The sequence below is a fragment of the Deltaproteobacteria bacterium genome, from assembly GCA_019308925.1.
Classification (GTDB): Bacteria; Desulfobacterota; B13-G15; order B13-G15; family RBG-16-54-18; genus JAFDHG01.
In genome coordinates, this window is the sequence record JAFDHG010000055.1 from 1 (window position 1) to 12,064 (window position 12,064).

Here is a 12,064-nt window from a genome sequence, read left to right on the forward strand (position 1 = left end):
CTAGGCCTTGGCGCAAATCCCTCTCCTCTAAACTTGAGGAGCATGGCGCACTTAAAGGAGACAACGGGGGGAGGAAATTTCAGCTTTGCCGTGGTGGGTGATAACAGGGCAGGCACCCGAGAGGATGTAGTCCTGGCCTCTCTTCCTCCACTATGAGGTTGTCGCATACTTTAACCCGTTTTCGACAGTTGTGGCTACAATTGCGAAAATTAACATTAATGATTTCAATTGGCTGTGCGCATCAACAAGAGGACTTTTTTATAACGCTTCATGGCCCTTTGGGGATGGCGGAGGGGATAATACCTCTTGGGACTGGGGATGAAATCGAGTATCTTGAGCGCCCTTACCTCGCTCTCAAGTAAAATTCTGCCGATGGTGACTCTGTATATCTACGGTCTTTTAATGAAATCCTTGAGAACGGCCACTTTTCCCCTACTCAATTCTGTAGATGTCGGCCTGTACAAAAGAGTTCCCGCAGGAGATAAAACGGGTTTAAGATCTATCAAGGATTCTCGAGTAATCTGTCCAAGCACAGTGGGTACGCCTTAATATGTTTTACCGACGCCGAAGTCTCTCTCGTCATAGAGCCTCGTATGCGTGTAGAAAAACGGCTTTAGAGTCTTAAGAGCCATTACGGATGCTACGGGCTTAAGCAGCCAGGATAGAAATGTTTTGCTTCCTAGACAGCGCTTGCAGTAGGGATGGACAAGCCTGAACTTCCTGAATCCTTCGATGATTTTGCCCAGTTCGTCAGATGAGAGGATGTCTTTCAGGGACGAATTGTGCAGGTTCCCAACCGCGGTGTGCCCGTCGAAGTCCATGCAGCAGAGGACGACGTCTCCGTTATAGAGTATGCCGAAATGGTCCCTCATGCCGAAACAGTAGCCCGCCCATGCATCACGAATCCTCTCATCCTCGAAAGCGTGACCCCAGTCATCGAGTAGGTAGGTCTCGAAAAACACATTTGGGTAGACCTCCACAACATTCCACTTGTATGAAACTAGGCCTTCTATTCGCTCCATGGCCCGCCTTTTCTTCTCTTCTTTAACGCCGAGTATCTCATAAATTTGATCCACCCAGTGCTGGAAGATTCTCCTGAGCTCTTCAGTAGAAGATATTACTTTTATGGGGCCTATCCTCTTTTCCATGCCCTTTTTTCGGAATCTCGTGTTTAGAAAGCGGAACTTGAATATTGTATCCCTATCCTTGGCCATATAGGAAGAGAAGAAGTCCAGAATACCTCCTTTATAATCCTCAAAGGTCTTACCACCGGCCTTTCTGAGAGCATAAGAGTCTCTATCAGGGGTCTGAAGTGAGACGTCTATCTGGTGGAGGTCGTAATCCAGAAGGCGTCTGCCTATCCTACCGCCAAGTCCTCCACCATTCGTTGTGAGCCCAACCTTTACCCTTTTGCTTTCGGCATGTTCCAGAATTTCGAAGAAGTCGGGGTGGAGTGTGGGTTCTCCCATGACATGAAAAGTAATCTTTTCGCAGATGCGGCTTGAGCCTATCTCGGTGATGAGCCTCTTGGCCAGGTCTGTCTCCATAGACCCATAAGGCCTCTTCATCACGGACTTGGGACAGAAAACACAGTTGAAGTCGCAGATGTTGGTAAGTTCTATATGGATGCGCTTGAGAGGAATCTCTATATGCCCGAATCGTTCCTTGCTCATAGATTTAACTCTTCTTAATCTAACAGGGTGTCACCATATGTGTCAACAACTTGGGGAGTTATAGATACCCCGCTTCTTTTGAAGACAGATGTCCATTTTTGGCATTGCCCTGACAGGATTGTTCTCTACATAACGAATAGCTGCATATGAGTGCCTTTCATTAAGAATGCACGGATAAAATCGCCCTTGCCATAAATGCCCTGTAGCTTTCCTCTTCTGAGTGAAATATTGTGAATACCTTATGTAAAGAGTATTAAATGTCCGGGCAAGTGGATCATCTTTCATTGGTACACCCACAAAATGCACATGATTACTCATAAGACAATATGCCCAAATCTCTAAAAAGTATTTCTTACAGTATTCTCTTAACCATTGTAGATATTGTAGGTAGTCCGCTTCAGGCTCAAAGACAGGTTGCCGATAATTCCTCCTCTGGGTAATATGATGAGAATAGCCCACAGCTACAGCTCATGAGATCCTTGGCATAATTACGATAATATGTTTTAGTTTTGAGAAATGTCAACAAAATATTCGCCGTCCCTATTTATATTCATTCCCTTTTGAAAATTAGGCCCAATAATTAAGGAGGTAGGATACTTTACCTTTAAGTAGAAGTAGGAGATCAAATATTCCTCTCTTTGTCCTCCCACAAGGGGGAGAAATAGAGGTACTGTTCCCAAGGGTCCAGGTTTAGCTGTACAGCGCGGGCGATCTCGTACTGGTTGAAGGTGATGAGCTTGGCTGTGCGCATCAACAAGAGGACTTTTTTATAACGCTTCATGGCCCTTTGGGGATGGCGGAGGGGATAATACCTCTTGGGGCTGGGGATGATGGCGGCGAGCAGGACAGATTCGAAAAAGTTCAGGTCGATGGGCGGCTTGCGAAAATAATACCGGCTTCCCTCTCCCACCCCATATACCCTAGGGCCACATTCGATGACATTTAAATATAATTCGAGGATCCTGTCTTTGCTCAAGTGTCTCTCCAATCTCCGGGCGATAGCTGCTTCCTTCAATTTTCTGAAGAGAGATTTCTTTTTGGATAAATAGAGGTTTTTGGCAAGCTGTTGGGTGATGGTACTTCCTCCCCGTACAGGCCTCCACCTTTTGATATCCTCCCAGAGGGCGTCTCTCATGGCGGAAAAATTGAACCCCCTGTGTTGGTAGAAGGTGTCGTCCTCTGCCACGATGACGGCCCACTTGAGGGTGGGGGGGATCTGTGAGAGGGAGGTCCAGAGGGGATTTCGCGGCCCCAGGACGAAGGAGGATCTCCGCCCCCGCCAGTCGCTTACCATGATCTTCATGTTGTACTGGGGGTCTTTCAGAGGGCGCACATCAGGAAGGGAACGGATAAATAACCATAGAAGGGTACTGAGGAAGACTATAAGGATAAAGCCGGCGATGTGGACCCTTTTTTTCGCAAATACGCTGGAGGGAACGGGCATGGGATTATTATCTGCTGAAGAGAGATGTCCTAGGGTCAGACATGGAACCTAAAGTGGATGATGTCCCCATCCTGAACCGAATAATCCTTCCCCTCCGATCTCAGAAGCCCCCTCTCCCTGGTTACTTGTTCTGAACCACAACCCAGGAAGTCCTCAAAGGAGATCACCTCGGCCCTGATGAACCCCCGTTCCATATCACTATGGATCTTTCCGGCGGCCTGCAGGACAGGGGTTCCGCTGGGGACTGTCCATGCCCTGAGATCTAAGTTTACCGTGGTGAAAAAGGTTATGAGGCCGAGGATATCGTAACCCACCTGTACCAGTCGTTTTAGGCCGGAATCCTTCAGCCCCAATTCTTGGCGAAACTCCTCTCTTTCCCCCTGATTTAGCTGGGCGATTTCCGCCTCCAGCCTTCCTGTAATGACTACCACGGGGATATCTTCGGCCCGGGCCGCCTCCTGTAGATCCTTTAAGTACTGGTTCTGCTCTTCCCCACCCGCATCCTCCACATTGGCCACATAAAGGGTCGGCTTGGCGGTGAGGAGTTGGAGGTCTGGGGGTAGGGATTTCCCCGCTGCTCTGAGAAATTCCCCCGCCCTTTGTCCCCTTTCCAGGGTCTCCTTGATCCCTTCTAAAAGGCGGGATTCCTCCTGTGTCCCCCTCTCGCCCAGCCGGAGGAGCCGCCCCAATTTTTCCAGCCTTCTCTGCACCACCTCTAAATCGGCCAAGATGAGCTCAGTATCTACTACCTCTACATCTCGTCGGGGATTTATGGTACCGTATACATGGGCTATATCATCGTTTGTAAAACACCTGACCACATGGGCGATGGCATCTACCCCCCTTATATGCGCCAAAAACTGGTTCCCCAGCCCCTCCCCCTTGCTGGCCCCCTTGACCAGCCCTGCGATGTCGAAGAATTCCAATGTGGTGGGGGTGACCCTTTTGGGTTTGATCAGACGGGCTAAAACATCTAACCTCTCGTCGGGGACAGGGACGATCCCTGCATTGGGTTCGATAGTGCAGAAGGGATAGCTGGCCACTTCTGCCGCTGCCGCCGTCAAGGCGTTGAAGATGGTCGACTTTCCCACATTGGGAAGTCCCACTATGCCGCATCTAAATCCCATAGACCCTCTTGCAGGATGCTTTATCGAATTTCCTCATCAGCAGGTGGCATCTGGAGAGCTTTCAGTTCCTTTTCTCCCACCCACCTGAGATCTCGGCAACCTATGGCCCTGGGGACCCCTCCCTCTATCCTGCACTTATAGGCTAGAAGAAGGATATTGAAACGGGAAACTCCCAATGAAGACCCCAGTCATCTCCTTCCTCCCTTTGGGCCACCAAGATGCGTCCCCCTTTTGCAATCAAGGCAGCTGTTACCACCAGGGTCTTCATGCAGTGGATCTCTTTTTGGCCCCTTCTTTCCTCCGTCCCCTTTTTGCCGCCTTCTTTTTCTTCACCCCTTTCGTTTGCAATTCCATGATCGACCTCTTGATGACCTTCCCTTTGTGTTGGGGGAAGTCTACCCTGATGTAGACTGTCTTGGGAAATATCTTGTAAACTGTTCCCTCCTTTTCCCCTTTCCCAAAAGGAAAGGTGATCTTATCACCTATTTCCATCTTGCCCTCCCTTTTCAGAAGACCTTTCGCCAATAATACAAAAGGAGTTTTTGATACTCCAATATCACCCTTTTCCAATCCTTCTCCCTCTTCCACCAACCTTCAGGATTATAAGAGTCATAAGGAGAGGGAACACTGATGACCTTGGCCTTTTCCTTTAAGGTATCCTTGAAGATGAGATGGGCGCGTCTGGAGTGGTATTTGGAGGTTACCAATAGGACAGATTTGTACCCCCTTTTTTCGATAAAATTCCGCACCTCTTTGGCTTCCTCCCTGGTACTGGTGACCTCCTGTTTGGATGTCTCGATAGCAGCCAAAGGGACCCCTAGCCCCTCTAGGACGATAATGGCCAGATCCCTGTTTTCCGGGATGAATATCCCCTGTTTTTTTACCTCCTCCAGGCCCTCCATCCTCTCTACCCTGGAGATAAAGATCCTCTTGGCCAGGCCCCTTTTATAGAGATCGGCTCCGCCTCTGGCCCTGACAATGGTGTCTCCCCAATTGGCCAAGATGGCGATCACGTCGGCCTTTTGGGGAGGTTCTTGGTAGATCAGATATCTGCCGAAGGCGGTGAGAATGTGTTGACGATAGGCAATAAGTTGAATGACAACAACAGCTAGGATGATCCAAAGGATCCACCTTCTTTTTCTCCTCTCCTCCTTTTCCCTTTCTTTGGGATAGATCAGAGAGGACCTTTCCTGTTTCACCATCTCATCTTCACCTAAACCCTCATGCAGGGTTTACCCTTCCTTTCCCATGAAAATACCACAGTCATTCCTTCGACCTCTATTTGAGGAGGTTTCACCCCCTCAAACTCCCCCAAAAGGGGAATTTCCCTTCTCTGGGGGTTTCAGGGGGCGAAGCCCCCTGAAGTAAGGTTGAAAACCTTAATGGCCGAAATCTCTTTAAGGCCTAATTTACCGTGAAATATGTTCACGGTAAAATTCTTCCTTATCATTACCATGGGTTTATCCCAAAGACAACCCCCAACTTACGTCCCAAAATTAGACATAAAAATTGATATAATCCTTTCTTTTTCAAAGAGCTTTAAAACACCTAATAGCCCGAGTTGACTACTAAATGGCCCAGAAAATATTAAGGGGGACGCTATTGCTCCCCCTTATAACCCCCTAGGTATGGCATGCATTCACCCCCGCGGCTTGCCGCGGGGGATTCTGCAAAGGGCTTGCTAAATCCACAAAGGACAAAGCACCAATGTTACAGTAGCTATAAGCTTAGCTACAATATGTAGTGATGGCCCCACAGTGTCTTTAAGTGGATCACCTACAGTATCACCAACTACACCTGCCGCATGGATAGCTGAACCCTTACTGATAATCTTACCTTCCTCGTCTTTGAGTTGTCCATCCTCAATATATTTCTTGGCATTATCCCAGGCACCACCACCATTGTTCATAAAGGAAGCCACAAGGATAGCAGCAATAGTTCCTGTCATAAGAAACGCCCCCACTGCCATCGGTGCATCATAGCCGGATATGAATCTAAAGACGATCCCGATAGCTACCGGAAGAAACACAGGGAGCAATCCAGGAGCAATCATCCCCTTTAATGCTGCCCGTGTAGTGATGTCCACTGCCCTACTATAATCAGGCCTGGAGGTTCCTTCCATAATTCCAGGATCAGATTTAATCTGACGCCTCACCTCATCGATAATCCCACTTGCTGCTTTTCCTACTGACCTAAGTGACCAGGAACTAAAAAGGAAGACCATCATGATGGCTAAAAGAGCGCCAATAAAAACCTCAGGGCGAACAAGATTTACAATGAACATCTCTCCTTCTCTACCCTGGAAGAGCAAAACCCTGTCAAAATAGGCCTGAAATAGGAGAAAACCAGCCAACCCTGCGGAAACCATAGCATATCCCTTTGTTAAGGCCTTAGTAGTATTACCGGTAGCATCAAGATGGTCAGTAACCCTTCTTATCTCAGATCCTGCATGGGTAAACTCATTGATTCCATTGGCATTATCAGTTATAGGACCAAATGTATCCTCTGCCAGAATAAATGGACAGGTCATCAACATACCCATGGTAGCTACTGCCGAGCCATAAGCGCCACTTATCCACCAAGGGAGATCTAATCCCGCCTTTATGCCAAACCAGTAAGAGAGGAGAAGAGCAAGGGTAATAACAATCGCAGTAGGCATGATGGTTTCAAAGCCCACCGACATCCCAGTTACAATTGTAGTTGCTGGGCCGGTACGGCAAGCTTCAGCGATTGATCTTGTTGGGGTGAATCTGGACTCCGTATAATACTGGGTAATATAGACTACGAATACACTAATTATTATACCAACAAGTCCAGCTCCCATAAGCCATAACCATCCAGTTGGGCACATGTATCCGAACATAAATCTACATGTAAAAACCATTGCTATTCCACAAAGGGCCAAGGCTACGTAATAGCCCCGGTTGAGGGCAGTCATCGGATCCTCCTCCTCGCTTTTACTGCGTGCAACCAGTATCCCTACCAAGCTTCCAATGATGCCAAATGCACGAATGATGAGGGGAAAAAGGACCCAACCAACAGCAATAATTGCAGGGACGCCTGCCTTTATTGAGGTTAGATACAACGCCACACCAATTATCATAGCACCTATGTTTTCTGCTGCGGTAGATTCAAAAAGATCTGCTCCACGACCGGCACAGTCACCAACATTATCACCAACCAGGTCAGCAATCACTGCCGCATTGCGAGGGTCATCCTCAGGGATTCCAGCCTCAACCTTACCAGCAAGATCAGCCCCCATATCAGCAGCCTTTGTATAGATACCACCACCAAGCTGGGCAAAGAGGGCAACCATACTAGCTCCAAAACCAAAACCAACAATAAGATGAGGGGCAATCTCAGGATGGCTGACTCCTCCAAAGGCAAAGAACATTGCGGTTACCCCTAGCAGACTCAAAGAGACAATAAGAAAGCCAGAGACTGCTCCACCACGTAATGCTACCTGGATAGCTGGGTTTAGACCACGATGAGAGGCAGCAGCACAGCGCACATTTGCCTTAACTGCAATCAGCATCCCTATAAATCCGGAAAGTGAGGAACAGAAAGAGCCCGCAAGGAAGGCAATCGCTGTTCTCCATCCTAGACCAAAGGCAGATATTCCTAGCTTCTCCAATTCTGTCTCGCCACTTAGGAGGCCAAGGATAGCGCCAATTACTACTGCTATTATAATAGCAGTTATGCCAATAGTAGAATATTGGCGTCTGAAAAAGGCCCAGGCGCCCTCGTTAATCATGGCATTAACGTCTTGCATCTCTGCTGTTCCTTGCTCAGCCCGAAGGATATACCATGTCAGGACCAAAGCGAAAAGGATACCAATACCACCCCCTATCAAAACAACCCAAAAGATTCCAGGTACCATAATACACCTCCTTCAAGATTAAAGTTTGCTTTCAAGATCTCTCCCCTCTTTCTTCAAATAGGATTATCACTCCTTCCATCCTCCTTCCTTCCACTAGGGAAGAAATCTAAATTTATTAACATCGAAGAATTAATCTAGCAGAACATATAAAGTTACGTCAAGGGTTTTTTCTCCTTTTTGTGAAAATAAGGACAATTCTACCGTGAAACTCATTCACGGTAGAGTTAAGCTTGCAAACAGTTTCGGCCTCTACATTCTTTCAGACTTACTTCAGGGGGCAGGACCCCCTGAAACCCTTAATTAATATAGGGGTCTAGGGGCCAAGGGTTCCAGGATTCAAAAATATATTTTTACTAGACCCCTCGAATCCTAGAATCCTTGACGACCTTTAGGTCGTCTCTTCAGGGGGTTTTACCCCATGAAACCCCCAATAAGGTATTTTTCCTTTTTGGGGGTCTGGGGGCCAATGGCCCCCAGAGAGATAGGTCAAAGACCTATCGTATTTTACATAGGCGGGGGTAAGGGCAAACCCTCATAAGGGTTTAAGTGCAGCTAAATTTTTATTGACAATAAGCAAAAATAACTTCAATATATTAAGTGAAAAAATCATTATTTTTGCGGGGTTATAGAACATTGTTCTGGCTTATTGTAGGTTTGGGGAATCCGGGCAAAAGATATGAGTTGACCAGACATAATATGGGCTTTTTGGTATTGGATCGATTTGCCCAAAAGGAGGGGATAATTTTTAAAGGGGAGAGAGGAGGGGCTCAAATAGGGAAAGGCCTTGTGGGGCAGCAGGACGTTGTATTAGCGAAACCTTTGACTTACATGAACAGGAGTGGCATGGCGGCAAGGAAATTAATAGAAGTACTGGGGGTTTCCCTGGACCATCTCTTGGTGATACATGACGATTTAGATTTGACCTTTGGTCAGATAAAGATAAAGAAAAAAGGGGGGTATGGTGGGCACAAGGGGGTAAAATCGATAATGGAGAGTTTAGAAAGGGATGATTTTTTGAGGTTGAAGGTGGGAATTGGCAGGCCAGAAGAGTTTGAAAAAAAAGTAGAATATGTTCTTGCCCCTTTCTCTGATCACCAGATCCCCCTTTTGGAAGAAAGTGTGGAGAGGGCATCTGAAGCTATCGAGGCCGTTCTTTTATATGGGGCAGAAAAGGCCATGAATATGTATAACTAGCCATCTTTGAAACTGGCCCTATTCTTCTTCTTTTTCTTCAACCTCCTCTTTTTCCTCCTCCTCAATTATCTCCTCTTCTGCCACAGCCTCTTCTAGAACCGCCGGTGGCGCTACAGTTACTACGGCCTGTTCAGGATCGGCCAGTATTTTCACCTTTTCTAATTTAATATCCTCTACATGAAAGACATCGCCGATATCGAGGCAGGAGATATCTACCTCGATCCTGGGGGGGATGTCTGTGGGGAGGCACTTCACCTCAATTTCCCTGAGGATCTGTTCCAGCACACCACCTTTCTCCACCCCCGCAGCCTTGCCCACAATGTGGATCGGGACATCTACGTAGACTTCTTCGTCCATGGCAATACTGTATAGATCCACATGCAGCAACGTCCTCTTTAAGGGGTCTATCTGTTTCTCTTTGAGAATCACGGTCTTGCTGATGGGACCGTCTCCCAGCCCTTCGATGGTGAGATTGATCAGGGTCCGGTCTCCCGCTTCTCCCCGCAGGACCTTGGCCAGATACTGGGCGTTCAAGATTATGGGGATGGGTGCTACACGGTGTCCATAGACTATGGCGGGGATTAAGCCTTGGCGTCTCAGCCTCCGCGCCTGCTCTTTCCCCCTCCCCGTTCTAAATTGAGCCACTAAGACCCCCTCTTCCATCTTTTCCTCCTTTATACGAACAGAGAACTGACCGAATCGTTGTTGTGTATCCTGCTTATCGCCTCACCAAAGAGATCCGCCACAGAGAGGACCTTTATCTTTTTACACCTACTTCCTTCTTGGGTGATGGGTATGGTGTCGGTCACGATGAGTTCCTCAATGGGGGAGTTAGTTATCCTTTCGATGGCGTTGCCCGACAGCACCGGATGGGTACAACAGGCATAGATTGCCACGGATCCATGTTTCTTTAACGCCTCCGCTGCCCTGGTGAGGGTCCCTGCTGTGTCTACCATATCGTCCAGTATAACTGAGATCTTTCCCTTTACTTCGCCGACGAGGTGCATGACTTGGGCGACGTTTGCTATCTCTCTCCTTTTGTCAATGATGGCCAAAGAGTCATCCAAACGCTTGGCAAAGGCCCTAGCCCGCTCCACCCCACCTGCATCAGGGGAAACAAGCACCAAATCATCCTTGAATTTTTTGCGCAGATAATCCAGGAGGATGGGGGAGGCGTAGAGGTTGTCTACGGGGATATCAAAGAAACCCTGAATCTGTCCGGCATGTAGGTCCATGGTCAGGACTCGGGAGGCCCCGGCAACAGTGATCAGGTTGGCCATCAATTTGGCCGAAATGGGTTGCCTGGGGGCCACCTTACGGTCCTGTCTGGCGTACCCATAATAGGGGATGATGGCATTTATCCTTTCTGCTGAAGCCCTCCTGAGGGCATCGATCATGATGAGGAGTTCCATTAAATTTTTATTTACAGGGGTACAGGTGGACTGAACGACGAAGGTGTCTAGGCCCCTTACACTTTCGTTTATCTCCACCGCAATCTCCCCGTCACTGAAGGTCTTCACCTGGGCCATACCCAGGGGGACGTCTAAATAGCTGCAGATATTCTCCGTCAGGCCAGGATTGGAATTTCCCGAAAACACCTTTATTGAACTGTTGCGTGATATCATCTTGGAAATCATCCCCTGCTACTTTAAATCCTTATGAGGGTTTGTCCTCACCTTTACTCACGTAAATACCTCTTTCCCTAATTTTGCCTCCCTTTGAGGGGGAAGCCCCCTCAAACTCCCCCGACAGGTCTTCGACCTGTCTCTCTGGGGGCCAAAGGTCCCCTCCCCCCAATTTTAGGTATTCCTTATTGGGGGTTTAAGGGGGTGAAACCACATGAATGGACGACCTGAAGGTCGTCAAAATTGGCTGGGGTGGGAGGATTCGAACCTCCGAATGCGGGATCCAAAATCCCGTGTCTTACCACTTGACGACACCCCAACCCGCCTATGAATCGGAGAGGGTATGGGCGACAAAAGACGTCCACCCCTCCTCCGTCTTCAGATCCCTTGTTGCTCGACTTGCCTCCTCTTCCTTCGAGAAGAGACCAAAGACCGTGGGCCCGCTCCCCGTCATTAAGACCCCTCTGGCCCCTACCTGGCGTAAACGTTCTTTCATTCCCCCAATGAGGGGCATGAATTCCAACGCCGGCTCTTCTAGATCGTTGTGGAGGAAATCATCCATCTTTTCAAGGTCTTGAGGGAGTGTTAAAATTCTATTATCCCTTCTATCCTTTGTCAACCCCCATTTCCCCATTTGGTAGACATTTTGTGTGGATAAGGGGAGTCCAGGGTTTATCAATACCACCCAAGCCTTCAGGGGAGGGAGAAACTTCACTAACCTTTCTCCCCTTCCCCCCATGATTGCCCCCTTTCCCAAGAGAAAAAAGGGGACATCCGCCCCTATCTTTTCCCCAATTTTCATCAATCCTTGCGGGGGAATTTTCGTCCCCCAAAGGATATTCATGGCCTTTAGGACAGTTGCAGCATCGCTGCTTCCTCCCCCCAGTCCAGCGGCCAAGGGAATCCTCTTGATGATCTCTATTTTTATACCCCCTAAAAGGCCTGTCTCTTTCATAAAGAGGGCAGCAGCACGATGGGCCAGATTTTTCTCTCCAAGGAGAAGCTCAGGGTGAGAGGAAGATAAGGTTATCCTCGGAGGGGCAACCCTCTCGATGAGGAGCTCATCTTCAAGACTTATGGGATATATCCAAGTCCTGATCTCGTGATAGCCATCAGGCCTT

Annotated in this window: 11 protein-coding genes and 1 tRNA gene; 1 reads left to right on the forward strand and 11 read right to left on the reverse strand. The window is 48.2% G+C overall.

Features of this window, described 5'->3' with window-relative positions; translation table 11 throughout:
- Nucleotides 1-545: 545 nt before the first annotated feature.
- From JRI46_09395 to JRI46_09425, 7 genes are all read right to left on the reverse strand, one after another.
- On the reverse strand, nt 546-1,673 hold the full coding sequence (locus JRI46_09395; protein ID MBW2039796.1) for a radical SAM protein: 1,128 nt from the start codon (nt 1,671-1,673) through the stop codon (nt 546-548).
- 42 nt (nt 1,674-1,715) lie between these two features.
- On the reverse strand, nt 1,716-2,132 hold the full coding sequence (locus tag JRI46_09400) for a transposase (protein ID MBW2039797.1): 417 nt from the start codon (nt 2,130-2,132) through the stop codon (nt 1,716-1,718).
- Nucleotides 2,133-2,295: 163 nt separating this feature from the next.
- Entirely contained in the window at nt 2,296-3,117 is an 822-nt protein-coding gene (locus JRI46_09405; GenBank protein MBW2039798.1) for a transglycosylase domain-containing protein, read from the reverse strand.
- A 35-nt stretch (nt 3,118-3,152) separates the two neighbouring features.
- Nucleotides 3,153-4,244, reverse strand: coding sequence for a redox-regulated ATPase YchF (gene ychF, locus JRI46_09410; protein MBW2039799.1), 1,092 nt, complete (start codon nt 4,242-4,244; stop codon nt 3,153-3,155).
- 264 nt (nt 4,245-4,508) lie between these two features.
- Nucleotides 4,509-4,736, reverse strand: coding sequence for a hypothetical protein (locus tag JRI46_09415; protein ID MBW2039800.1), 228 nt, complete (start codon nt 4,734-4,736; stop codon nt 4,509-4,511).
- Nucleotides 4,737-4,750: 14 nt separating this feature from the next.
- A complete protein-coding gene (locus JRI46_09420; protein ID MBW2039801.1) occupies nt 4,751-5,446 on the reverse strand; it encodes a YdcF family protein in 696 nt (231 codons plus the stop codon).
- Nucleotides 5,447-5,925: 479 nt separating this feature from the next.
- Nucleotides 5,926-8,124: a sodium-translocating pyrophosphatase gene (locus tag JRI46_09425; protein ID MBW2039802.1), complete on the reverse strand. Its 2,199-nt coding sequence runs from the start codon at nt 8,122-8,124 to the stop codon at nt 5,926-5,928.
- A gap of 633 nt (nt 8,125-8,757) precedes the next feature.
- Here JRI46_09425 and JRI46_09430 point away from each other — a divergent pair.
- Nucleotides 8,758-9,318 (forward strand): aminoacyl-tRNA hydrolase, encoded by a 561-nt coding sequence (locus JRI46_09430; protein ID MBW2039803.1) that lies wholly within the window; start codon nt 8,758-8,760, stop codon nt 9,316-9,318.
- An 18-nt stretch (nt 9,319-9,336) separates the two neighbouring features.
- On the opposite strand, the gene JRI46_09435 is transcribed toward JRI46_09430, so the two are convergent.
- The 4 genes from JRI46_09435 to ispE all read right to left on the reverse strand — a co-directional run.
- Nucleotides 9,337-9,981, reverse strand: coding sequence for a 50S ribosomal protein L25/general stress protein Ctc (locus JRI46_09435; protein ID MBW2039804.1), 645 nt, complete (start codon nt 9,979-9,981; stop codon nt 9,337-9,339).
- A gap of 11 nt (nt 9,982-9,992) precedes the next feature.
- On the reverse strand, nt 9,993-10,943 hold the full coding sequence (locus JRI46_09440) for a ribose-phosphate pyrophosphokinase (protein ID MBW2039805.1): 951 nt from the start codon (nt 10,941-10,943) through the stop codon (nt 9,993-9,995).
- 244 nt (nt 10,944-11,187) lie between these two features.
- A tRNA-Gln gene (locus JRI46_09445) sits at nt 11,188-11,262 on the reverse strand.
- Nucleotides 11,263-11,268: 6 nt separating this feature from the next.
- Nucleotides 11,269-12,064: 4-(cytidine 5'-diphospho)-2-C-methyl-D-erythritol kinase (gene ispE, locus JRI46_09450; GenBank protein ID MBW2039806.1), on the reverse strand; the 796-nt coding region annotated here is incomplete at its 5' end.